At 44.3% G+C, this 24986-nt stretch carries 22 protein-coding genes; 8 read left to right on the top strand and 14 right to left on the bottom strand.

What is annotated here, in order from left to right; translation table 11 throughout:
* Nucleotides 1-7: 7 nt before the first annotated feature.
* A complete protein-coding gene (locus QUB44_RS14925; RefSeq protein ID WP_015177073.1) occupies nt 8-334 on the bottom strand; it encodes a thioredoxin family protein in 327 nt (108 codons plus the stop codon).
* A 143-nt stretch (nt 335-477) separates the two neighbouring features.
* Here QUB44_RS14925 and QUB44_RS14920 point away from each other — a divergent pair, with 143 nt between their 5' ends.
* Nucleotides 478-1257 carry a biotin/lipoate A/B protein ligase family protein gene (locus QUB44_RS14920; RefSeq protein WP_333368719.1) on the top strand — a complete coding sequence of 260 codons (780 nt, stop codon included), beginning with the start codon at nt 478-480 and terminating at the stop codon, nt 1255-1257.
* A gap of 50 nt (nt 1258-1307) precedes the next feature.
* Here the strand turns inward: QUB44_RS14920 and QUB44_RS14915 are convergent, their stop codons facing one another.
* From QUB44_RS14915 to psaK, 5 genes are all read right to left on the bottom strand, one after another.
* Nucleotides 1308-2102: a DUF928 domain-containing protein gene (locus QUB44_RS14915; protein ID WP_333368716.1), complete on the bottom strand. Its 795-nt coding sequence runs from the start codon at nt 2100-2102 to the stop codon at nt 1308-1310.
* Nucleotides 2103-2299: 197 nt separating this feature from the next.
* Nucleotides 2300-3085, bottom strand: a complete 786-nt coding sequence (locus QUB44_RS14910) for a DUF928 domain-containing protein (protein ID WP_333368713.1) — start codon at nt 3083-3085, stop codon at nt 2300-2302.
* A gap of 38 nt (nt 3086-3123) precedes the next feature.
* Entirely contained in the window at nt 3124-5145 is a 2022-nt protein-coding gene (locus QUB44_RS14905; protein WP_333368710.1) for an adenylate/guanylate cyclase domain-containing protein, read from the bottom strand.
* A 4-nt stretch (nt 5146-5149) separates the two neighbouring features.
* On the bottom strand, nt 5150-6346 hold the full coding sequence (locus tag QUB44_RS14900) for a site-2 protease family protein (RefSeq protein WP_333368707.1): 1197 nt from the start codon (nt 6344-6346) through the stop codon (nt 5150-5152).
* An 80-nt stretch (nt 6347-6426) separates the two neighbouring features.
* Nucleotides 6427-6711 carry a photosystem I reaction center subunit PsaK gene (gene psaK, locus QUB44_RS14895; protein WP_333168587.1) on the bottom strand — a complete coding sequence of 95 codons (285 nt, stop codon included), beginning with the start codon at nt 6709-6711 and terminating at the stop codon, nt 6427-6429.
* Nucleotides 6712-6844: 133 nt separating this feature from the next.
* Between psaK and QUB44_RS14890 the strand changes: the two genes are divergently transcribed.
* Nucleotides 6845-7492, top strand: coding sequence for a phosphoribosylanthranilate isomerase (locus QUB44_RS14890; RefSeq protein WP_333368704.1), 648 nt, complete (start codon nt 6845-6847; stop codon nt 7490-7492).
* Between the two features lie 133 nt (nt 7493-7625).
* Here the strand turns inward: QUB44_RS14890 and QUB44_RS14885 are convergent, their stop codons facing one another.
* Nucleotides 7626-7940 carry an acylphosphatase gene (locus tag QUB44_RS14885; protein ID WP_333368701.1) on the bottom strand — a complete coding sequence of 105 codons (315 nt, stop codon included), beginning with the start codon at nt 7938-7940 and terminating at the stop codon, nt 7626-7628.
* 59 nt (nt 7941-7999) lie between these two features.
* Here QUB44_RS14885 and QUB44_RS14880 point away from each other — a divergent pair, with 59 nt between their 5' ends.
* On the top strand, nt 8000-8551 hold the full coding sequence (locus tag QUB44_RS14880) for a CPBP family glutamic-type intramembrane protease (protein WP_333368697.1): 552 nt from the start codon (nt 8000-8002) through the stop codon (nt 8549-8551).
* 45 nt (nt 8552-8596) lie between these two features.
* The gene (locus tag QUB44_RS14875) at nt 8597-9931 is read left to right on the top strand and encodes a HEAT repeat domain-containing protein (RefSeq protein WP_333368694.1); all 1335 of its coding nucleotides are present in this window, start codon (nt 8597-8599) and stop codon (nt 9929-9931) included.
* A 273-nt stretch (nt 9932-10204) separates the two neighbouring features.
* Here QUB44_RS14875 and QUB44_RS14870 read toward each other — a convergent pair whose 3' ends face one another.
* Nucleotides 10205-12103, bottom strand: a complete 1899-nt coding sequence (locus tag QUB44_RS14870) for a BamA/TamA family outer membrane protein (protein WP_333368691.1) — start codon at nt 12101-12103, stop codon at nt 10205-10207.
* A gap of 157 nt (nt 12104-12260) precedes the next feature.
* Entirely contained in the window at nt 12261-12461 is a 201-nt protein-coding gene (locus QUB44_RS14865; protein WP_006634481.1) for a hypothetical protein, read from the bottom strand.
* Between the two features lie 128 nt (nt 12462-12589).
* On the opposite strand from QUB44_RS14865, the gene QUB44_RS14860 reads away from it, so the two are divergent.
* From QUB44_RS14860 to QUB44_RS14845, 4 genes are all read left to right on the top strand, one after another.
* Nucleotides 12590-12751 carry a hypothetical protein gene (locus tag QUB44_RS14860; protein ID WP_333368688.1) on the top strand — a complete coding sequence of 54 codons (162 nt, stop codon included), beginning with the start codon at nt 12590-12592 and terminating at the stop codon, nt 12749-12751.
* Nucleotides 12752-12763: 12 nt separating this feature from the next.
* A complete protein-coding gene (locus tag QUB44_RS14855) occupies nt 12764-13072 on the top strand; it encodes an alpha/beta fold hydrolase (protein ID WP_333368734.1) in 309 nt (102 codons plus the stop codon).
* A 24-nt stretch (nt 13073-13096) separates the two neighbouring features.
* A complete protein-coding gene (locus QUB44_RS14850) occupies nt 13097-13450 on the top strand; it encodes an alpha/beta hydrolase (RefSeq protein ID WP_333368685.1) in 354 nt (117 codons plus the stop codon).
* Nucleotides 13451-13579: 129 nt separating this feature from the next.
* Nucleotides 13580-15061, top strand: coding sequence for an ATP-binding protein (locus tag QUB44_RS14845; RefSeq protein WP_333368682.1), 1482 nt, complete (start codon nt 13580-13582; stop codon nt 15059-15061).
* A 182-nt stretch (nt 15062-15243) separates the two neighbouring features.
* On the opposite strand, the gene QUB44_RS14840 is transcribed toward QUB44_RS14845, so the two are convergent.
* The 5 genes from QUB44_RS14840 to QUB44_RS14820 form a co-directional block, all read right to left on the bottom strand.
* The gene (locus QUB44_RS14840; protein ID WP_333368679.1) at nt 15244-15597 is read right to left on the bottom strand and encodes a slr1659 superfamily regulator; all 354 of its coding nucleotides are present in this window, start codon (nt 15595-15597) and stop codon (nt 15244-15246) included.
* A 66-nt stretch (nt 15598-15663) separates the two neighbouring features.
* A complete protein-coding gene (locus QUB44_RS14835) occupies nt 15664-16272 on the bottom strand; it encodes a DUF6272 family protein (protein WP_333368676.1) in 609 nt (202 codons plus the stop codon).
* Between the two features lie 31 nt (nt 16273-16303).
* On the bottom strand, nt 16304-17539 hold the full coding sequence (locus QUB44_RS14830; RefSeq protein WP_333368673.1) for an adenylate/guanylate cyclase domain-containing protein: 1236 nt from the start codon (nt 17537-17539) through the stop codon (nt 16304-16306).
* Between the two features lie 155 nt (nt 17540-17694).
* The gene (locus QUB44_RS14825; protein WP_333368670.1) at nt 17695-23145 is read right to left on the bottom strand and encodes an AAA family ATPase; all 5451 of its coding nucleotides are present in this window, start codon (nt 23143-23145) and stop codon (nt 17695-17697) included.
* A gap of 254 nt (nt 23146-23399) precedes the next feature.
* Entirely contained in the window at nt 23400-24932 is a 1533-nt protein-coding gene (locus QUB44_RS14820) for a hypothetical protein (RefSeq protein WP_333368667.1), read from the bottom strand.
* Nucleotides 24933-24986 lie beyond the last annotated feature (54 nt).

Here is a 24986-nt window from a genome sequence, read left to right as displayed (position 1 = left end):
CCAAACTTTATAAGTGAGCGTCGAGCAAACCGACCAAAGTTTGTTTAGTAATAGCTCCCTCGTGAGACAGCACTACTTCGGCATTTTTAAACAGCCTGAGAGCTGGAACTCCTTCTACTTTATACTGCTTGACAGTATTAGGATTGGGGTCAATTTCCATTTTAACGACTTTCAGTCGATCGCTGTAGTTAGCCGCCACCCAGTCTACCGAAGGCGCGATCAGTTTGCAAGGCCCGCACCAACTCGCCCAAAAATAGGCAAGCACTGGTTGCTCTGCTTTCAGGACTTCTGTTTCAAATTTTTCGTCGTTAATGACAATTACACTGTTGCTCATGGTTCTGCGATTATTTTTTCTATTTATTTCTAAAGCACCGGCTCGGTAAAACTTGCACCAACTGACAAGACAGGCCCAAAAAACTGTTACTAATTTTAAAACATTCTGTGAATTATTGAGTGCAAACTCAGGACTGGGGACTGATGGCTAATTCTGTATGGCGTTTAATTCCACTGTTGTCGGCGTCTGGTAGCGTGCAGATGGCGATCGACCAATGGCTACTGGAACAGCATCTAGCGGGCAAACATCCGCCAACTCTGCGATTTTACACCTGGCAACCGGCGGCGATTTCCTTGGGCTACCACCAGCGCCGATGGCCGGAGTTTTGGCAGCAGTTGTCTTGGCGGGGAATGCCTGTGGAGTTGGTGAGGAGGTCCAGCGGCGGGCGCGCAGTGTTGCATCAAGGGGATTTAACTTATGCAGTTGTGGCGTCGGGATTTGGAAGCAGCCGTATGAAAGCTTATCAGACTATTTGCCAGTTTTTGATTGAGGGTTGGAGGGCGATGGGTTTGGATTTGCAATACGGGGAAGCGGGAAGGGGTTATATTCACAATCCGAATTGTTTTGGTACTGCGACGGGTGCGGATTTAGTTACACTTGAGGGCTGCAAGTTAATTGGTAGCGCGCAATTACGACGGGGTAATGCTATTTTGCAGCACGGTTCGATGCGTTTGCAGCCGGATGTTCGTTTGTTTTCTCAAGTGTTTGGGGAGGAATTAATTCCTGTGCAATTACCTCTATCTGAAGGGGGAGATGATTTGATTGCCACTGTAATTGATGTTTTGAGTGCGGTCGCTTGTCGCTGTTTTGAAATTGATTTGAAAGTGCAGTCACTTTCGGCTCAGGAATGGCAAGATATAGCAGATATTGAAGGAAGAAGGAAGAACGAAAATATATTAGATACTAGATACCTAACTTCTTGAAAAAGTTGGGTATCTCGCTAAAATAGCCAATCTAAAATCGGAAAACTCATTTATGGCTGCTGCTCAATTTCAACGATCGGCTCTTTGGCAATTTCGCCCAATTTCACAGAATCCAGCAAGCTTTCCCAATCAGCAGTTAATTCTGCATCATTAGGATTAGCGCGGCGAGCAGCAGCTAAAGTGCTCAGAGCATCTTGCCAAATCCCATTTTCAGCATAAATAACGGTTTTCTGGCGCGGATCTGCCGCATCTAATTCACGGAGGATATCTGCACTGAGTTCAACTCGACGCACAATACCTTTTGCTACGGCATCTGCGGATCTGTCCTCACGGTCGCACCTCAATACAATATACCAAAGGTAATTTTTGCCTGCTTCCAAGGGCGGCACATTCTTATTGGCAGGAATACTAACGCTCATCACTCCTGGTGAATTCTTAATTTTTAGGGTAGTTTCATGTATGAAATTCTCGTTTTCATCTACTAGGGAAAACTCGGCTTGCGCTTCGTCGAAGTCTAATTTAGGCAAGTAGAAAAAGAATACAGGGTATTGCGAAACAGTCCGTCCGATTTTACTTTTTGGTACTAATGCTGTTAGCTTTCTGTTACCTCTAGCGTCGCATGTAAGTCCTGCCGGGGTCCCGAATACTCGTCGAGAGTTCGCTGACGACAAATTATCTTCACTAGGCCCAACGAAGCGCACCCTTCCCGGTTGAGTGATTGGCTGACCATCTACGTTTGGAGTCGGCTGTCCCACAACGGTTAATTGGAAAGCGTTAAGTGTGGCGATCGATAATATTGAGCCAACTGATGTCAAATTTAGGAAAAACTTAGTGATTTTTTTCATTTTTTAAAGGATTCTTTTAAATAGGGTTCTATGCGTTTACAGCCCGATTTGGATGTCTTTTCTCAACTTTTTGGACTGGAATAAATTCCGGTGAATTCACCTCTATCTTAAGATAGAAATGTTTTGATTAAAACTGTAATCTAATTAATATATTAGAGTCCCGACTTCTTCAAGAAGTTGGGACTATGGGTATTTTGTTATGGCTGCGCCTCAATTTCAACGATCGGCTCTTTGGCAATTTCGCCCAATTTCACAGAATCCAGCAAGCTTTCCCAATCAGCCTTGAACGTTGTATCATTAGGCTGATCGCGGCGAGCGGCAGCTAGGGTACTGAGGGCATCTTGCCAAATCCCATTTTCAGCATAAATAACGGTTTTCTGGCGCGGATCAGCCGCATCTAATTGACGGCGGATATCTGCACTGAGTTCAACTCGCCGTACATTACCGATTTCGAGCTGATCTGCCGAGCGGTCTAGAGAGTCGCAAATCACTGTAAAATTCCAAGTGTAAGTTTTGCCTACTTCCAAGGGTGGCACATTTTCGTTATCGGGGATACTAACGCCGATCACCCCTGATAAATTGCTAATTGTGAGGTTCTGTTTATAAATCTGCTTGCCGCTTTGATCTTTTAGGATAAATTCGGCTGATTTGGCCTCTGTTTGAGGCAAGTAGAAAAAGAACGTTGGATAGTCGGAAACAGTCCGTCCCATCTTATTTGTAGGCACTAAGGCTGTGAGACCTAGCTGACTAATGCTCGCGCAGCCACCGCGGACAGGGCGTCCCGGTTGAGTGGGGGGCCGCTCATCTATGTCTTCACGGGGCTGAATGAATCGCGGCCCTCCCGGTATAGGGTTGGGTGGGCGGTCAGGTGTGTTTATTCTCGGCTGTCCCACAACTGCAAATTGAGAAATGTTAAGTGTGGCTATCAATACTATTGAGCCAACTGATGTCAGATTGATGAGAAACTTAGTAATTGTTTTCATATTAACTCCATGAATTTTTAGGGAGAGATTCTCTCTTTTTATTTTTTTTTACTTCCCAAAATCCGGTAGACATTAACTGTTTGTTCCCTGCCTCTTAACGATAAAGCTCCCCAAGATTCTACCTCAAATTTGTCCGCCAGATGCAAAAAGGTTTCTTCTGCAATCAATATCCGGCAAGTGTCCTCTTGCCGATCCTTTTGGCAGCTTTCCAGGCGAGAGGCAATATTTACGCTGTCGCCGATCACTCCATATTCTAAACGGGTTGTGCCTCCCAGACTACCCACCATAACAGGCCCTGTAAAGATGCCTACTCGCATTTTTACGGCCGGTAAACCGCGTGTGAGCCAATTTTGATTCATTTCTGGCAAGCGGGAACTTATAGCTAAAGCGCAAGATACGGCGAGGCGAGCATCTTCTGCAATTTCTTCTGGAGTGGTGCGGGGAATGGGTACGCCAAATACTGCCAGCATTCCATCTCCGGTAAATTTATTAATCACGCCTTGATGTGCTTGGACTTCTTGGGCCATTGCTGATAAATACTCATTTAACCAACTCATTACCACTTCTGGCGGTAGTTTTTCGGAGATTGTACTAAAACCCTGCACGTCGGTGAGGATGATCGTAGCAGTAACTTTTTGCCCTGGCAATAACCCTGATTCGAGCAGATGGACGCGCTCTTTCCACAGGGCATTTGCGATCGCGGGTGAAGTTTGTTGTCCTAATAATTTCATCACAATCCCTTGCTGTTGTCTCGACTGCTCGTATTTATAGGTAACTGCGACTCCTGCGGTGATTAAAAGGGCAAGGGCTGGAGCAATTAGAGGTATCCACCCCTGTTGTAGGAAGAGGAAAAAGGTGAATCCGAATAATGAGCCGCAAGCTACGATCGCACTTCCCATCAAATTCAGCGATTTTTCTAGCCGCCAAGCTAAACAGCCACCCACTGCACTCCAAACCACAATCCAGAGGATTTCTTGCCATTCATCCCAATACCAAAATAGCCCTTGGCCGTCTAAAACTGCACTGAGAATTTGGCTGGTGGCCGTTGCGTGAATTAATACCCCAGGCGTCGGGATATTACCGTTTTTAGTAGCGCTGTAAGGGGTAGAAAAAATATCTTTTACAGTTGGGGCTGTCACCCCGATTAAGACTATTTTACCTTTTACCAATTTGGGGTCAACTTTGCCCTCCAAAACTTGAGTTATGGTCACGGTTTCTGCTATCTTTTTAGGAGAGCGGTAATTGAGCAATATTTGATAGCCTTGGGCAGGAATATTCTGATAACCTCCTGAGTTAGATCGTAACTTATAAAATACTGTTTTATCTACTATAAATTCATTGTCTTCTGTGGCTTTAGATTCTATTTTTTTGCTATCAAAATATGCAAAAGCTAGCCTGGAGGCAAATGAATAAAACGTGTTTTTACCATCGCCAATAGACATCACATTACGACGCACTATACCATCGGGGTCGAGATACAAATCGTTAAATCCTACCCGCTGGTCGGGTATGTTGGGAGGTGGCTGGACTCGATCGTACTTTAAGGAGCCGATGAAGGTAATGGGAAATACTTTGGGGTTTTTCAGTTGAGTTGCTAATTCTGCATTCCCCGGTTCGTAGGGAATGTCGCGAATTATATCGAGGCCAATAGCGGTGGGTTCAAGACGCGCTATTTCGGCGATCGCTTTTGCTAAAACGCGATCGGAAATTGGCCATCTGTTTAAAGCACTAATATCCCGATCTGTGATTTCAACTATCAGCAACCTGGGGTCAGCGCCCCGATCTGGCCGCAACTGCACCATGAGGTCGTAAGCATTTAATTCTAGTGGCTGCAACCCGCCTAAATGCCTCACTCCCAATAGAGTTCCGGTCACGACCATCCAGATGATAGCAACAGGTTGCAAGTCAGGGAAGGGGAAGGAATGAGTTAAGTTGTTCCAAGTCCACCCTCTCTCCTTCCACTGACGATGAAATTGATGAAAGAATTTGGGCATATTAATAATTGTTGGTTTCAACAATCTAACATTGGCGTGTTCGTAAATGCCCCTTACTGATGCCAAAATTTTAGTTTTCCTGTGCGGTTTTGGCGATCGCACTTAACTGCAATCCTTGAGGATAGCTGTTTTCTTCTTTGCTGCGCTTGATGTCGGCGATTGAAATCTGGGGTTTGAGGTATTTTGCTAAAACTTTAACCACGTCGCCCCGATCGATCGTCCCCACTACTGAACCAATCGGCGAGAGGACGATGATTCGGGGGAGTTGACGGGCTTCCATGCTGTTAATTACTTCTGCGAGGGATGCTTTTTCTGAGACTGTGGGGGTTTTTCCCAGGGGTTTCAAAATGTTGTGCAAAGTCTGAACTTGCCACTGACTGCGTTCTGTGAAGCGGATATCGTCGATCGACACTAAGCCCAAATCCCGGCCGTTGGTCGCAGCAATGTAAAATGGAAACGGATTGACTTCTAACAAATATCGATCGGCAAATTCTCGCAGAGTCAAATCTGCATCTACAACTCGAAACTCGCGGCTCATCGCATCGCTGGCTTTAATTTTGAGCAGGGCTTCTTGCAGGGAAGTAACTTGGCTATAAGCAGTGGCATTGCGAATGCCAAACCAGCCGATCAGCGCAATCCACAAGCCGCCGTACTCGCGCGCTAAAAAGCATAAACTCAGACCCAAAGCAACAGCCAGCCAACCTAAAACTTTTCCTGTTTTTGCCGCCCAGCGAACGCCGGCAAATCGAGAGCCTGTTATTTTCCAAATTGCTGCTTTTAAAACTTGTCCTCCATCCAAAGGCAGACCGGGAATTAAGTTAAATAATCCCAAAACGAGATTGATTAGTGCTACCCTTTCAGTGACAATTGCTAGCAAACTTTTCGGGGGAAGAACTTGAGAACCCAAACCGAGGATTAAAAACAGCGCAAAGCTGACGAGAGGGCCGGCAATAGCTACTTGAAAAGCTTGACCGGGAGTTTTTGATTCCGAGTCGATCGAAGCTACTCCGCCAAATAAGAATAAGGTAATAGAATTAACTTTAATGCCTTGCGATATCGCCGCCAAGCTGTGTCCGAGTTCGTGAAAGAGCACGGAAGCAAACAGTAGCAGAGCTATTGCTAACCCCGCACTCCACGATAGCGCAGGCCCCCACAGGCGGTAACTGCTGGCGTATTCGCGGGTTGCTAAGGCTAAAATTATAAACCACGAATAATCTATAACTAGGGGGATGCCAAATAAAGAGCCGATTCGCCAACCTGTCTGCATGAATTTTCCTGGGAAAGGAGAGCAAGAAAGAGTTTCTATTATATCTTTTCTACCCCTTGCCTTTGCCTTTCCCCTGATTTTTACAGAACTCCGGCGTTACCCAAGCCCAAGATTACTCCGGCTCCGAGCAAGTGGCCGAAGCTGGCTGTTGCCAGCAATTCTGGTACGCCGAAGCCTTTGAACATTCCAGGGAGTGCAACGGGTAAAGCTGGGCCCTTGCCTCGGTTTTGCTTGGAGATGCCGTAGTAGCCGATCGTGATCGCCAGCAAATTACATAAAATCATTGTCAGTCCTACCAGTGGCGACCACTCCGGTGTTGAGGGAACAGTAGATTGTACGGCTAACAGCAAAGATGAGTTAATCATGTTCTTATCTCCTGATTTCACAGATATATTGAGTTCCAAGATTATAAAAAGCGTTTTGCATTAAACTAAGATTTGTTTTAATAGTTAACAATTCGTTTATATTTTGATACAAATTCGGAAGGGAGGAGTCGGAGTGCGGGTTAAAATTTGCGGAATCACTAAATTAGACCAAGGAATTGCGATCGCCCGTTTGGGAGCCCAGGCTTTGGGGTTTATCTGCGTGCCGGCTTCCCCCCGCTATGTCAGCCCAGAAACAATTCGCCTGATTGTCGAGCAGTTGCCGGAAAATGTCGATCGCATCGGGGTTTTTGCCAACACCACAATAGAAAATATCTGTCAAGTAGCGGCAGAGTCAAATTTAAGCGGGGTGCAGTTGCATGGAGATGAAACAGCGGAATATTGCGATCGACTGCGGGAGTTTTTGCCGGGAATTGAAATTATCAAAGCCCTGAGAGTTAAGACTCCTGAAACTTTAGCCACCGCTGCTGTTTATGCTGTTCGTGTCGATACTTTACTGCTGGATGCTTACCATCCAGGGCAATTGGGCGGTACTGGTAAAACGATCGACTGGATGATGTTATCAGAGTTTAGACCGCAGTGTCCTTGGCTGCTGGCGGGCGGTTTAACACCCGATAATATTTTAAATGCAATTGATAGTGCGATCGGCAATAACTTCAGCGGTGTTGACCTTTCCAGCGGCGTAGAAATAGCGCCGGGAGATAAAGATTTGACCAAAGTTGCTCAGTTGTTTGCTAATTTAAGTCAACTTGCTCATCATTGATAAATTGGCAATACGAAATTCGCGCTTTTTATGCGATTCATTCTTTAGTCTGCGTGGGTGAAGTCTGCCGTAGGTTAGGCAGACTTCATTTGTATAGTGGCAGTTTCAACCGCAGATTATTCCCTTTATTGTGTTATCGGCGGATCTCAAAAGTACGCGCGACGGAGGTATCTTGAAGGGAATCGCCCTCCGGGTCTTCGTATTCCAAAACCAACTCACTAACCGTAGCACCGGTGGGGCCGCGGCGGCACCAACTAATCATTCCTTCAACAGCTTTTTTGCCACCTTCAAAGACAGCCTCGACTCGCCCATCGGGGAGATTTCTTACCCAGCCGCTGAGGCCAAAATACTTTGCTTGATTCCTCGTTGAATATCGGTATCCTACTCCTTGAACTAATCCCGAAACAAAAACGCGGACTCTGACGGGCGGCAATGATTGGTTTTGCATAATAAACGGCTCAACTTACTGCTAACATCTGTTTGAAAATTTTAAGGATCAGTTTGATTATGTTAAATTTTAGCGCGATGGCGCTGCCGGGATTCCTGATACGCCGCGTCACCCTAGCTTTTTCAACTATTCCCGATTTCACTGATTGGCTGGTTGCAGCTATGCTCGCGCTGGTTTACACTTCGATCGCTCTTTCAGTGGGTTTTTGGTCGGGATTTCTCAAAGTAGACGTGCAAACCTCTCGGCGTACAATTGTGGGAGTGCTCGTTGGCTGTTTGTTAAGTCCGGGCATCACCGAGGAATTATTGTTCCGGGTGTTAATGCTGCCGCACCCGTTCGAGAAGGCTTCTGGGTTAATCCTGTGGTTTTGGGGATGCGCGAGTTTGGCGATTTTTGTAGTTTACCACCCGCTGAACGCGCTGACTTTTTACCCGGTTGGTCGATCGACCTTTATGAATCCAGTGTTTTTGCTACTGGCGGCAATTTTGGGAGTTGCGTGCTCCCTCGCATACCTCCAAAGCGGTTCTATCTGGCCTGCGGTGGCGGTTCACTGGCTAGCAGTGACAGCCTGGCTGTTGCTACTGGGCGGTTACAGGAGGCTATATGGTTAAATGTAAAAAGTCCAGCATCACTATTTTGTCGGGAGGATCTCAGTTGTGGGTATCATAGGAGCGATCGTAGGTTTTTTGGCAGGGGTAGCAGTTGCTTACTGGTTAGTAGAAAAGCGCTTAAAGAAGCAAAAGCAAGAATACTTGCAGCAAACTCGCAGAATTAGTGAGGAAATAGAATTATCTCAGATGTCTCGGGTGCAACAAGCTGTCGAATCTCAGAAAGGAGAACGGGAAAATCAGCTTAGAAAAGCTACTATCGAACACGACAATTTACTCAGACAAGTTACTACCCAATACGAAAACCAGCTCAAACAAGTTGCGGCTCAATATGAAAACCAGCTCCAACAAGTTCAGGCAGAACGTGACAGTCAGCTCCAACAAGTTTTGGCAGAACGCGACAGTCAGCCCCAACCATTTGCCAGCATAGACGAGCATGAGCTGCGGCGACAAATTAGCGAGGAATTAGAAGCCGCTAACAATGCTAGGATGCAGCAAAATATCCAATCTTTGCAAGCAGAACACGAACATCATTTACTTAGAGTTGCTGACGAATTGCATATAAATTATCAAGCTCAGATGGAGCAACATTTGCAAAACTTGCAAAATGAACACGAAATTCGCTTGAGGCAAACTGCCGAGGAATATGAGAACCGCGAGGTTGAGCTGCAGTTAAATATGGAGGCTTTGCAAGAGCAATACGAGAGTCAGTTGCAAGCGGCTCACGAGCAGTTGAGAGAGCACGAAGCTCAGATGCAAGCCACTATCAGGTCTTTGCAAGAGCAGTACCAGAGTAATGTACAACCACAAGAAGTCCCGGAGCAGCAGTTCAGTCAGTTAAATTCAACAGAATTTGCCGAAGGTTTATCACAAGAAGAAGTTTGGCAGGAACTGTCAAGTCAGTTAAATCAAACAGAAGTTGAAGAAGAGTTAAATTACACAGATTTTTCGGAACCCCAACCAATTGATTTACATCAACCAGAAGTCGAACAACAGCTTCTAATTACCAGACAAGCACCAAGCTATTCCCTACCGCAGTTGATGGGATGTGTTCAAAGTCAGGACAAAGAAACCCGCAAGTTTGCTGCGTCTGCTTTAGGTAACATGGCTGCTGCTAATGCTCTGAGATCCGAAGGTCAGCGAGCAATAGAAACCTTGGGAAAATTAGCTCAAGATATTCACCCGGAGGTGCGCGAAGCTGCTGTGGAAGCACTAGCAATGATTAAGTCTGAAAAAGTGATTCCGCTGTTGCAAAAAGCTTTGCGAGATACAGATAGCGGTGTGGCTAAATCGGCAAGTGCTGCGCTCAATAAGTTTAAGTTTTATCCGCGCACTCCGGCGGCTAAGCCGAAAACAGTTGATGTGAAGAAACCAAAGCGTTAAGCAGTTACTAGAAACAAAGGTATGTTGTTGCGCTTCAGCGCTCTTTCATATCCTAAGAGCGCTGAAGCGCAACAACATACCTAAAAGTCTTGTGACAGTTGCGTAACTTCTGTCAATTATTCGATCGACAACTCGCCCAATCAGACGCAGCAATCACCGACACGGCGCTGTTTAAAACCGTAGGCTGAAACCTTTTTTTAGCAACTGGCAATTGAAATCGCTTCTTGTATCTACACTTAACTCGTGACTAATGACTACTGACTGATGACTAATTTAAAATCGCTGCTTTGTACCGAGTATAAATTTGATGTCGCCGGAGTCGCTAACACCCACATCTAAGCGAATTAATCCAAAGGACGATCGCACCCTCACACCCACCCCAACACCCGCCCCAGTCCCCGGTTTGTCCCTGACTACCGCCGGTTTCCCCAACACGCTATCTCCCGTTCCCAAATCCGACGCAAAATCAACAAATATCACGCCGCCAACATCCTGACCCACAGGAAACCGATATTCGCCGGAAGCTAAAAAATAACTCCGGCCACTGCCAATATCCCCGCTATCGTAACCCCGCACAGAATTGCGGCCGCCGAGGCGAAAAGCTTCCGTTGGTGGCAAATCCCCAATTACCGTACCCCCTTGCAAGTTAAAAGCCAGCATTTCGGGCAAGGCTTCGGACTCGCTGATGCCGAGCAAAGTTACTGGCACATAATGTATATAAGTTGCTAACAGCCTGTTACTCACAATGTTACCTCGACCCAGAGGTATCGACTGCTCGGTGCTGAGGCTGAGAATCGAGCCGCTGGTAGGGTTGAAGGGATTGTCCCGCCGATCGAGCATCGCACCAAAAGAAACAGTGTATAACTCGTCAACGCCACTGCCGCTGAATGTGAGAGGATTGCCGAGTTCGTCACGGCGGGCGATATTTAAGTTGCGATCGCGCGTACTGATGTTTGTATAATTCAGTCCCAAAGTCGATTGCCAATCGCCCAAAGGTCTGGTAAACCTGAGATTTCCCCCCACCCGAATTTCCCGAACTCGGTTCCCGTTGGGCAAATCAATATCTTTGTTGAAAATTTCCGATATTCTGCGATCGCCAAAAGCTCTCACACTGTATCCCAAACGGTCTTCGGCAGCAACGTAAGGGCTGACAAACTGGACATCGTACTGGATACCTCGGAGGCTGGGCTGAAGATCCACCGCCAGCCGCTGTGGGGTGGTGCCGAAAGTTCGATCTGTATAGGAAAGAGGAACAGCAACGCCAACATCATCACTCAGACTGGCACTCACGCTAAAAGAGCGAGCCGATCGCTCTTGAACGTTGTAGATTACATTAACATCCGTGCCAACTTCTTCAATTGAAACCGTAACCTTGTCAAACAATCCCAATTGCTGCAACTGCTGTAAATCCGATCGTACAACTTCCCGGCTGTAGTTATCCCCCGCCTTGAGTTTGAGCTCACCTCGGATAAAATCTTCCGAAATTCTGCCCTCAATTCGATTCCCTTTTCTATCAACAGCTTCGCCTCGGGAATTGACAAAGCGAATTTTCACCTCAGCAACGTAAACGCCTTCAGCATTGCCCGCTTGACTGATTTGTAGAGTACCGCCTAGCTGTCGGGCGTTGCTGTTTACTGCTTCGGGGCTTTCGGCTTGTGTCGCGATCGTCCCCGGAGTTTTTAACAGAGATGTAAAATCTTTATTGTGGCTGGACTTGAGTGAGGGCGATTCCCTAGGGGATAGCTGCGCCGCGCGTACTTCTGGAGAAGCTGCGATCTCATCGGATGCCGGCAAATCCCGCACAGTTGGGTTCACCTCATCCGATTGGTGACTATTTAAGACTGAAACCGATAACAAATGTCGCTTGTCATCTAGTCTAGATCCTCCTAAATCCCCCTTAAGAAGACCCACTTTGAGCATATTTCTTGTCCCCCCCTTATTAAGGGGGGTTAGGGGGGATCTAGACTTGGCTACAAACAAGAGAGACGGTCGGTTTGACGTTAAGTTATCACCAATGACCTCATCCTCCTCCCTCTGCGCCCTCTGCGCCTCTGCGGTTCCCTCTCTAAACTCCGCCTCAGTCGGTGCGACACTCGGATCGATCGCCCGCGCCGCCAATTCGCCGCCAGCCAGCGCCGCCAAAGTCAAAAATGCAATAATCGGAATTCGCATAGACATTAAATTTAAAGCACACCCAACGCATATTACCCAAAACCGGGCCCCCTGCATAATTAGCCGAAAAGAAACCCGGTATTTTTGAGGCTACCGGGTTTCTGGGATGCTGAAATGTGGGAAAGTTCGATCGACTGCGGGCGATCGTTAAATTTATTTAAATAGCTTGTCGAGAAACACGTTTCTCAAAATGAGCCTGAGTCTGCTGCAACAGTTGTTCGCGACTATCCTTAGCGGTGGTAATGGTAGGGAGCAAGTTGCGAGCTTGTAAAGTCATGTGAAGCTGTAGGTGTGCTACGTACTCACTGACATCTTCGCGAAGAGAGCAAGCCGGGTACTGTTTTAAAGTAGAGTTCAAAGTGTTCTCCTGCTTTGGGTTTGTAGTATTTTCTAATAATCATAGACAATATCATGGTCTATTTCTAACTGTGTACTCCGTAATGAAGTTTAACCTTTGGACTGCTTTTTTGTTACAATCCTTTACAAATGTCTCTTACTTATCAGGAGTCGATCGCCATGCAGTCTCAAGCACTTGTAGGACAAAGGCACACATTAAGTACATTTGTCAATAGCAGCAGCCAAACACCAGCCTACCTGGACATCGGGTGCGGCAGACCCTTATTGATGCTGCACGGTTTCTTAGGATAAAAGACTGGCTGGCTGCCCTTAATTGAGTTATTGCAATCTCAGTTTCGGTGCATCAGTTTAGATATGTTAGGTTTTGGAGAATCCAGCAAACCAGAAATTCGCTACAACGTAGCTGTAGAAGTTGCTTTTGTGCGGCAAGTTGTAGAACAACTAAATATCGAACCTTGCTGCATCATCGGACATTCTTTTTGCGGTTGGCTAGCATCTGCATATTCCATAAAATATCCTAATTCTGTAAGCAGTTTAGTGTTAGCAGCACCGGCGGGAATTCGAGACAACACTTTTTGCGGTCAATACGATGCTTTGCGGCCGCTGCTGTGAGAAACCCCAGCGGTAGATTTGGCCTTGCACTTGGCAAAACATTTTGCTAGTTTAGCGGGAAAAAGTGAGAAATTGCAGCAAATTTCAGGGTGGCGCAGGAAGTTGATGTCTCAACCAGTAGCAAGGTCATTGTTAATGAGTCGGATGCGGCAAGAAGATGCAGTTGATACAGTAGAAAAAGAAATTCACAAATTGCAAATTCCTACCTTAGTTATCGCAGCAGATAGTGACGAAACAATTCCTCTATGGCACTGTGAAACCTACGCTAATGAGATACCGGGGGCCGAGTTAGCAATTATTCCCAATTCTACTCACGGGTTGCCACAAACTCAAGCTCAAATTATGGCGAAGTTGATTTGTGAATTTTTGAATAATTAAGAAAAACTGTGCAATAAGCCGAATTATAAAAATTGTGATAAGCCATTGATTACAAATAATTGTGTTTTAGTATACTACTTTATTCTGAAATACAGAATATATTGATTAGTGTATTGTACAATTATTTTTATGGCTCTTAAATCTTGTGTCAGCAGGAGCTACAGACATTTAGTTGAGTCGGGGGTATTACCAATGGCAGCACTGAGCAACTACTTTAATCTGGAACAAATTACGACAGCCAGAAAAATTAGTGCTGCGGTAATTAACATCAGCGGCCGCCAGCGAATGCTTTCCCAACGAACGGCTTTTTTTTGCATGAGGTTAGTTTGCTCTCAGAATGGGGTAGAAAGAGCCAAACTGCGGGGGAATTTGTTAGAGGCGATCGAGCTTATGGAAAAATCGCACCGCGACTTAATTACTATTGGCAGCAGCATCAACTTAGTGAGTCCCCCTTCAGCCACCCTCAAGGCAATGTATTTTGAGCCACCACTGTATTTAGACAAACAAGTGCGCGCATATATCGATCGAATAAAAGCATTGGTGCAAGTTCCTGATGCCGAACTCATGCTGGAAAACCCCCACCTGCTGTACATTGTCGAAGCAGCGGGCGGCGACTTGCTAGAAGCTTTCGATGCCGTGGTGAGTCAATACCAGCAAGAAAGCGAAATCGAACAATTTGAAATCGACCTTAAACAGGTTGAACTTTATCAAGAAAGTTGTGCTGCTACCTCGAAAGCGGAAGCTCAAGCCGCCCAGCTCGATCGCGCACTTTGCGAACTAAAACAAACTCAAGCTCAACTCCTCCACAGCGAAAAAATGTCTTCGCTGGGGGCGCTAATGGCTAGTATCGTCCACGAAATTAATAACCCAGTTAGTTTTATTTACGGCAACTTGAGCCATGCCGCAATTTATACTCAAGATTTGTTGCACCTGTTGTGTCTCTATCAAGAATGCTATCCCAATCCCTGTCCCGACATCACAGCTAAAATCGAAGAGATAGATCTTGATTTTCTAGTTGAAGACTTGCCTAAAGTTATCTCTTCCATGCAAATGGGTTCCAATCGCATTCGCGAAATTGTCAAATCTATGGGCAACTTTTCGCGAACCGATAACAGTAACATGACCATGTGCGATTTGCACGACAGCATTGACAGCACCGTGTTAATTTTGCGAAACCGTCTCAATTCTCAAATCGACCGTCGCGACATTCAAGTAGTTAAAAATTATGGAAAATTGCCTCCTGTAGAGTGTTATTCAGGACAGCTAAATCAAGTATTTATGAATCTAATTACCAACGCGATCGATGCTTTGGATGAGGTATCACAAAATCAGCCCTATGCTGCGCTAAAAATTTCGATCACCACAGAATTAGCAGGGCCAGATCACGTGAGAGTGAGGATTGCTGACACGGGAACCGGAATGACACCACAGATAAAAGAGCGAATGTTCGAGCAGTTTTTCACCACCAAGGAAATCGGTAAAGGTACCGGTTTAGGATTGTCTATTGTCTACAAAATCTTAGTAGAAAATCACCGAGGATCGCTTCGGTGCGAGTCGGAACCCTGCAAGGGAACCGAGTTTATCATTGAACTGCCGATCCAGCAAACTTAAGCAATTTACTAATCATCCAAATTATCTATGTTAACTGTGGCACGGGCATCCCGCCTGTGTTAACTGTGGCACGGGCATCCCGCCTGTGTTAACTGTGTGTGGCACGGGCATCCCGCCTGTGTTAACTGTGTGTAGCACGGGCATCCCGCCTGTATTAACTGTAGTTAAAATTTACACATATCCTACGCTAATTCGAGCTTCAAAGTTGGCAACAGCTTTTCTAAATTTCTGAGAGATTTCTGTTGCCAGGGAACATCATTTGAACCCAATACCAAAAGTTGAATCGTTTTCTTTTTCCGAACGGCAATGACAAACTTCGACAGCATACTGATACCAGAACTGTTAACAAATTCCAAATTTTTTAGGTTCAAGGTAATAGTAGGCGGTTCGCTATTGGCGACCTCATCTAACAATTCGGCTATTGGTGCATACTCTGCAGGGCCGCTCAGGCTGAGTTCGCCTTGGAAAGTGACTGTGACTGATTCTGGATCGTACTGAATGCTGTAATCTTCACCTTGAATTTCTTGAATGCCCATTGTGATTTTGTTTCCTGAATAAAATATTGCGATCGCACAAGAGAGTAAATATTGAAATGCTAGAAACTAGACCCTAATTTGAACCACAGTCGTAACAATGATGGTATCACTATCTGGCCTGCGATCGAATTTCCAACCTATCTTAGCTGAATAGTCATTAATCATTGTCAGCAATCCCAATCCCGATGTATCACTTTCCGATTCCGCATTCTTTTCAAGCTGCTGCAAATAAAGTTCATTGGGATCGGAATCCAAAATTTCTTCAATAAACTCCTTCAACTTCTTCGCCCCTTCTGGATTGACACTATTACTGGCAAAAATTACCGCCGTTACCTCTGTTTCACCAATAAAGTGGATGCCAAATTTGACTTTGTAATTGATATCATCCTTATTAAATTTTATCGCATTTTCTAACAACTCGTTGGCGACGTAGCTGACAGCTCCCTTGCTTTCTTTTATCCGTTTCTCGCTGCTAGCATCCTCCTCATCCACAGGTAGAAAGCTAGACAAATAATCGGCTACAAAATGAGCTGAAAGCCGATTATTGCGCCAGCGCTGTTTGATAGGGCGAGAACTGGGGGTAAATGTAAGTTCTAGGGAGTCGTGTTCAGGAGGAAATTCTTCAATGAATTCTCCAAAGATTTGTGTCATTGTTTTTAAGCTTCCAGATGTCATGATTTTTATCCCTCCAATAGATGTATTAATGTCACTTCTGGGTGAATTTCCACACGCCATTCCAGTTAGCGGGAATACTATTTTCTAACAGCGATTGGATGCGTTTTAGGTAAAGTTGACTGGGCTTGTCATCTGGATTTAGGGCTACTATCTGTTCAAAACAAACTATGGCCTTAGCAAAATTTCCCTGACAATATTCTTGGAGTCCCTCCTCAAATATAGGCAAAGTTTGAATTTTGAGCGATCGTACTGGTTCTACTTCAACATCTAACACCTCACAAACTGTAATGGCTTCTTGTCTACCTTTGACAATAGCCCGATCCAAAAAACGGATATGATACTTTTCTGGTTGACTCAAACGTTGTACCACATCTCCAGAAATTAATAAAGATACGCCATAATACTTAGTCAAACCTTCCAGACGAGCGGTGAGATTGACATGATCGGAGAGTGCATCTGCTTGCATCCGATTTGCGTCTCCAATAATCCCAACCATCGTATCACCCACATGGATACCAATGCCAATCTTCAGGGGTAGATACCCATTTATTTTACGGCTTTGATTGTATTTTTGCAACTGCTCCAATTTCACAATTCCTGCCTGAATAGCATCATCCACGCCATCAGGAAAAACTGCCATTACTCCATCTCCTATATACTTGACAATAAAACCGTTGTGCTTACGAATTTCGGGACTAATTTGCTGTAAATAGTTATTGATGAAGTCAAAGTTTTCTTGAGGAGTCATTTGCTCCGCCATCGTGGTGAACGAACGCATATCGGAAAACATAATTGCCATCTCTTTGCTCACGTGATCTCCAAGCTGGAAATCAACCATGCTCTGCTTGCCGAGAAATTGGAGAAATTCATCGGGAACGAAACGTCCGTAAGCCTGCAAAAGTTTCTCTAATTCTTGTTCCCGCGCTTTCACCGTTTGCACCATATGGGAAAATACCTGTGCCAGTTCTCCCAGTGCATCACTGCGCGCTGCCACATCTGACAATATCTGGGGTTGAAAGCTATTATTTTTTACAGCAATAGCTGCATCTATAACCTTTTTTACCTGCTCGATGTAAGTCTGCATCTCTCGGTTTTTATGACGGATCTGGTTTTCCAGATCCGTGGAGTGTTGCGTGACAATTTCTACTAAGGTTTCATAGCTGTTTTTTTCATCCTCTACTTCCTCAAGTTTTTCGCTCAACTCCTGTAGCTGGCTATAGAGTTCTTCTGGAGATTTAGATGGTGCTAAATTTATTTGTGGTTTCATAATTTATACTTCCGAATCTGGAAGCGCAAAATTGTTTGACTCGCTCGCTGTAAAATATTAGAACTTACACACGTGGAACTCGAAATCCTGTTTCTGCTTCGATGCTTGGTCACTAAATCCAAGACCCTCGTAGAAACCGGGTTGACGACGGTCAATCATAAATTATGCACAATATTGCCCTGTTGCTTCAATACTAGCAAAGTAATGTCATCAAATACCTTTTGGTCTCCAATAAATTTTCGCAAATCAGCGATGGTGGCTTCCTTGATTTGTTCGGCGCTCAAATGCCAGTTTTGAGAAACCACTTCACAGAGTCTTTCGATACCGTAGAATTTTTTATGCCTATTTCTAGCTTCGGGGATGCCGTCAGTATAAAGCACCACCCCGTCCCCCGGCTCTAAGTCAACTAAAACATGGCTAATCCAATCGGAAATATCCTCATCTAAGCCGATGGGAAATCCTAAATCCATCATATTAATACGCTCAATTTTACCGCCTCTTCTGACTACAAGAGTTTCCTCGTGTTGACCGCTAATACTAACTTTACTGTCTGCGTAATTCAGGAGGGCTAGACTCAGGTTTTTGTCCGAGTTCATCCGCTGGATATTTTTATAAATAGTGCGGTTGAGGGTATCTAAAAAGCGAACCGGGTCTATTTCTTGAACTTCTTTCAAAGCGCGAACAGCAGCTTGAGTCATTACCATCAAAATCCCGCTTTCTAGTCCGTGTCCGGTGACATCACCAATGCAGAGCGTAACCACCCCGTCAGTACAAAGTACGTCGTAGTAATCGCCACCAACTTCATCCGCTGGTTCCATAAAGCCAGCGATATCTAACTCTGCAATTGCAGCTAATTCCGCAGGTTTGGGCAGAATTAACTGCTGCATTTGTTTGAGAATATCGAGTTCGGCACTCATCCGCAAATTTTCGGTTTTGAGGCGTTGGTTGAGGGCAGAAATTGCCTGATTCGCTTGGGCTAGTTGGGCTGTACGTTCTTCAACTTTATCTTCTAGAGTTTGATATAGCAGAGCATTCTCCAGCGAAATAGCTGCTTGGGAAGATAGAATTTTTAAGACTTCCAATCTGTCAGGAGTAAATGCACCTGGGGTGAGACTATTTTCTAAGTACAAAATGCCGATCGCTTTACCTTGGTTAACTATGGGAGTACACAATACAGATTTAGGTTGGTGCTGAATAATGTACGGGTCTGCCGCAAAGATATTTTCAGTAGAAATATCATTAATTACCAAGGTTTCTCTGGTACGCCAGACGTAGTTAATGGCAGTGATGGGAAGATTTTGACTTTGAGAAAGGGGAATATTGGGCAAATAGCAGCGCTCGTCTAAGCATTTGGCAACAATCGATAATTTGCCAACTCTTTCTAAGATGATAGAGCCTTTTGAGGCTCCCGCATTTTGGGTCAAAATTAGGATCAAAGTTGATAGCAATTCCTCGACGTTTATTTCTCCAGATATGGCTTGAGAAGCTTTAATAACTGTTGCCAAATCCAGCATATTGCCAATATTATTGCCAGTCGATGTCAGGGTTCCGACTATAGTTTGATCGATTGTATCTCCCGCATACACACTGGTTTTTTGTTCGAGAATGTGGCTGAGTAATTGGGGATATTTTTGTTCTAAATCATGAATTTTTGCTTGAGCTCCCCAGCGAGCATAAGCGTAGTAAGCGTCCGTTAGATAGACCCGGGCAATTTTATCTTTGCCTAATTCAAGGTAGAATTTAGCGGCCAATTCGCTGAAGAGTGCTTCTTCTTGGAGGTATTGATTTTCTTTGGCCGTAGCAATGGCGCGATCGTACAAATCCATTGCTTCGAGCCTGTGTCCCAATACTCGTGCTATTTCTGCGGCTACTAAGTCATACTTGTGCTGATAATTCATCGGTGCGTGGAATGCCCAAGTTTGCATTTTTTCCTGATTGGCTGCAACTTGGTTCAAGTATTGTTCTTGAGCGATCGCATCAGCATGGGGATACAGTGCCACGAGGGCGAGGGAATGGTAAAAATTGTACTGGGGAACCATCATCAACGAGCCGACACCCGCGACATATTGTTCTGCTAGCTGGGCATTTTCCACAGCCCGATCGAGATCGCCAAACAAATAATTCACAACCAATTTAGCAAAATAAACCCCAAAGATGGAAGAGACATTATTTGCTGCCAGCAAAACAGGCAACATTTCATCTTCATTAAAACTCTCCCCAACTAACCGACAATTGTCCTCAGCTAATCCTTGTAAGTTTAATGTAAGTTGTCGCCAAATTTTAGTATAATAAGTCTGATATTCTTGTTTGGAATTTAGCATTAGCTCGAGATACTGCTCGTATTTTTTATCTACAGAGCTTAAGTCTTCACCGCTAAAAAAGCTGTAGATGCAAAGATACATAGCCGAATAGCAAGCATACTCGATATCGCCAGTTTCTAAACCGCTTTGGACTGCTGATACCAAAGACGGTATGCTCGATCGACTGGGTTCTTTCCAATGTCTCACGCAAGCATTGTACACCATCACAACTTTCGAGTGAAATTCTTGCGATGGGAATTTATCTAATACCTGCAAAGATAGTTGGCCGTATTGATAGCCTAATTCAATTTCTCCGATTACTTCACAGATTAAACTGCAACAAGCATAGGCATAACTAGCCGGTGCAGAGTTCCCATATTTGCTACAAATATGTGCCATTGTAAACACAACGGCTGGGTAAAGTTCTGGACTAGCTAGATAAGCAGCCGAAGCGATCGCACATAAAATCCTCAAAGCAGCAATTTTATAAGCATCATTAATTTCGGGCAAATTAGCTAAGGCAGATATCTCTACTGTAGGGGGAAGTTCTGTTTCCAAAGAAACACCCAGGATTCCCAAAGCTTGCAATCCAGTATCTACTGCCGATTTCATCTGATTTTGAGCAATATAAGACTGAATTTGCGCTTCGTAAACTCTGAATTGATCGAGGATATTGTGCGCTCGACATAGAACTATTTCCGCAAGTTGGTGCGACAAATTGAAATTGGTATTCAAATATTCGGCTTCAACCGCTTCTACATAAAGATCGATCGTCAAGCCGTATAAATTTGTCCAGCTATCATCTGCTAGCAGGTTTCTGCCGATAGTTAAATAATCCACAGCAGCAGCATAAGCTGTAGAAGTTTTAGCTTTACGACCAGCAATTAAGTTCAAGGAAGCTAGTTGATTTCTTTCGGTGCGATCAACAATTAATTCCACTCCAATATTCAAGTGGTTGACAATATCAAATATCCGATCTTCTTTTTCATGTTCTGGGGTATTACTCAACAACAATCTGCCAATTTTTAGGTGAGTTGACTGTTTGGTATCATCGGGAATCAAAGAATAAGAAGCTTGTTGAACGCGATCGTGCAAAAATTTGTAACTGGCCAATTGACAATCGGCAACAGCTAATGGTGCAGACTCCCCATCATCTGCAAAAAATTTGTAAACTTCACTTTGCGGTAAAATTAGACCTTCTTGCAATGCTTTCCATAAATCAGCCGCAGTGTCTATTTGAGATTTTTCATAAACAACTGCTAAGGTTTCTAAATCAAATTGACTGCCAATACAAGCAGCTAGTTTTAAAATGTTTTGAGTATTTAGCGGCAATTTTTGCAATTGATTCGCCATAAATTCGACGACATCATCGCTGACTGCCAATTCTCTAATTTTAGTAATATCGCACTGCCAACCACCCCTTTCTCCCCCATCCAACGGGGTAAGATCGAAATAGATTAACTTATCTTCATGCAGCCTTTTGAGGAATTGATTGCTAAAAAAAGGATTGCCTTTAGTTTTTTGGAAAATCAATTCGGTTAAAGAAATCGAGCGATACTGCGGACAACTTAAAGCATCAGCAACTAGACGATTTAAGTCAATTTTTGAAAGTGGCGCGAGAGTAATTTGATTAATTATAGGGGCTGGTCGAGCAATACTGCGATTTGGTAGATTGCGAATCTCTGATAAAGTCAACATTAATGGATGAACGCTGGAAACTTCATTATCTCGATAAGCGCCAATTAGCAGCAAATGTTGACCCTCTGATTCCCCGATCAACAATTGCATTAGTTTCAGAGATGCGGAATCTGCCCATTGCAAATCATCTAAGAAGATCACTAAGGGGTGATTTTTGGTAGCAAAGACACGAATGAACTTTTGAAATAACAGATTGAAGCGATTTTGTGCAGGACTGGGTTCTAATTCCTGGACAGCAGGTTGCTTACCAATCAGCAGTTCTAATTCTGGGATAACATCAATAATGACCTGAGCATTATCGCCTAAAGCGGACAAGATTCGGGCTTGCCACTGCTGAACTTGAGTAACACTTTCTGTCAGTAATTGCTGCAGGAAACTTTGCAAAGCTTGCACCCATGCTGAGAAGGGAATATCGCGCCTGAATTGGTCGAATTTCCCTTTGATAAAGTATCCCCGCTGCTGGACGATTGGCTTGTGAACTTCGTTAACCACAGCGGTTTTGCCAATCCCGGAAAAGCCTGCTACCAACATGATTTCGGTAGTAGCTGTACGGGGGAGTTTCTGAGGCTCTCGGCTGCTACTAGGGGAAACCTCCAAATCGGCGGCTGCGGAATTTTCCTGGGGACAGGCGACGCGGTGGAAGGCTGCTAATAGGGTCAAAACTTCGGTTTCTCTGCCGTAAAGTTTTTCGGGAATGACAAAGCGTTCGGAAATGTCTCTGCTGCCTAATTCAAACAGTTGAATAGTGCCATAATCTGAGTATTCTTTTAAGCATTTTTCTAAATCGTGTTTGATGCCACCAACTGTTTGATAGCGTGCTTCGGCTGTTTTCGCCATCAGTTTGAGCACTATGTCATTCAATACTTGGGGGATGGCCGGATTGAGGGCGATCGGGTGAATTGGCTGGCGAGCAATGTGAGAGTGAACCAATTCCATCGGCTCGTTAGATTGGAATGGCAATTGTCCTGTCAACAGTTCGTAAAAAGTTACTCCTAACGAGTAAAAATCGGTGCGGTAGTCAATCCCACGATTCATTCTTCCAGTTTGTTCGGGAGACATATAAGCTAATGTCCCTTCTAAGATATTAGGATTTTTAATTTCTGGATTTTCTCTAGGCAAAAGCGAGGAAATACTAAAGTCTATTATTTTAACTTCTTGAGTTTTAGGGTTAATTATAATGTTCTGGGGTTTGATATCTTTGTGAATAATTTTGCTGTTATATATGGCTTCTAAACAACCACAAATTTTAATGGCAATTTGTAAAAAGTTTTCTAGGCTATGGGTAATTTTGTCCTGTAGATTCCAAGCACCAGTGGTGATGTATTCTGCTAGAGAAATTCCGCCAAAATCCTCCATCACTAACGCAAAACCGTTACGGTATACTTCCAAACTTAAGTGTTTGACAATACCGGAATTTTCAATATTTTTGGCAATGGTGTACTGATTGCGAAACTGCACCAGTTCGCTGAAAGTGGGATACTCAGATTTGAGCAGTTTGATGACGACTGGTTGATTGTCGGATTCAGAAAAACCTCGGTAAACGAAGGTTCTGGGCCCCGAGTAGAGTTGTTCGATCGCCCGGTAGCCGGGAATTGATATTAGGGTCATAGTTGCTATAGCAAATGTTGAAGGATGAAGGCAAAAATCGATGGATCGATGCAATGGGGGGCAATGGTTTCAGCGATTCAGAACGTACTTACCACCGCTCAGGTTGCGAAATCCTAGTAAGCTTTTAGTTCAAGGAATATAAAAAAGTTTGCGGTCATTAGTGATTAGTTTACTACAGCCCGCAAGGTTTAGGGAAGATTTGACCAAAAAACAATGATATCGATCGCTAACCATCGCACATCCCAGCCATTGTGTTAAAAACCTTTGAAGCGCTTGCTTCGTAGGAGCGATCGCCTGGTAAAGTCACATTTGGGATATTCCGGTTCCTGTTGGTTGAATTCCGTACAAATTTCTTGGTACATCGCTATTTTTTTATTGTCCGAAATAGAGTTAGGAAAATTTGCGTTTGGGTTCTTGACTACTGGTGCGAATTGCGGATATAGTTCGTCTTGCTGGACTCGCGGCTGGTCGTAGAAAGCTTTGATGGCTGGTAGCGATCGCCGGGGTGGCGTACCGCTATCTAAATCTTCGCTAAAAGCAATCCAAAGTTTGGTATCAACGCTGCTCATGTAGTCGATAAACTTGACAGCATTAGCCTGACAATCTTGATTGTTACATCGAGAAGAATTTACAGCTAAAGTATCAGCAAAAACCAATGGTTTAAGTTCCGGGCCATAGGGAGCTGGTGTTGCAAAAAGAGGTAGCTTTTGGGTATCGGACAAGCGGATATAAAAAGAATTTTCCGAAAAACCAATAAAGCTGCTGGCCCCTGCTAAAAAGTCCTGGTATCCCGCGTTGGGATCTTGATTATAGTAGTTGTTGACACAGCCATTTGTACCATTGACTGCACATTCTGCAGATATTTCTACTAAATTGTTCATTACCTGCGGATCGATCGGTTTCTCCAAAGCTTCTGTCACGTGATCAAACCCAAACAAGTCTGTATAGCCATCCAAATAAAAGCCGATCGCATTCCAGTCACTGTTAAAATTTGCAATTAATCGCGGTTTTACGGGTGGTTTGTGAGATAAATAATTAATTAGTCCCGGCACTGATTTAACTTGCCAAATATCCCTGTCTCGCCCGAATAAAAAATATGAGCACAGCCAAGTCGGAAAACCGTAGAGTTGATTGTTGTAAGTTGATGCTTCTAGACCTACTTGCCAAAACTTGGAAGTTGATATTGCTTGGGAAGCTGGAAGAATCAAATGGTTATCGACTGCATCACCTAACATTAAGGTATCAAGTTCAACTAAATCAAATCCATTTTTACCCAGAAGATTCGGCAAATTGCTGTAGGTATAAGTGTCATATTCTAAATCTTGAGTCATTACTGCATTGAGCAAAATCTGGGGATTTTTTTGTTGAAACTCATTGACAATCCGCTGTACCATCGGCTGAAAATTTGCTTCTGGTGTTGTCGGTAAATAGGGGTACAACAATACCGATAAAGTCTGCTGGGCTTGACCGGTGAAAGATAAATAGCGATCGGGACTATTGGGGGTGACGTTCAGATTGTCAACATTGTATCCTGTACACTCCACGCGAGCGATCGTTTGCGTCGAGAAATCCTGTGGGTTGAGTGCAATAGTTTGGGCGGGTGAGAGCAATATCCTCTGCATATTTTGCTTAACTGTGTTGCGAATACCACCAGAAGCATCACAAGTAATTGGCTGGTTCGTAGAATTGTGAACGGAAATCAGACCTGCATTAGCAACTCCGGGAAATAGAGTTATTACTGCGATAGTTAAGAAGATTGACAGTAGTCGAAAGATGCTGTTTGTCATTAATTTATAGAGCAGAATAGAGGTTTAATCACTAAGGCGGTATAGCGAGCCTTT

The sequence above is a fragment of the Microcoleus sp. AT3-D2 genome, assembly GCF_036705715.1.
In the GTDB taxonomy this organism is placed as follows: Bacteria; Cyanobacteriota; Cyanobacteriia; order Cyanobacteriales; family Microcoleaceae; genus Microcoleus.
The sequence above is the reverse complement of the archived record's forward strand: the minus strand, read 5'-3'. Positions and strand labels throughout refer to the sequence as shown.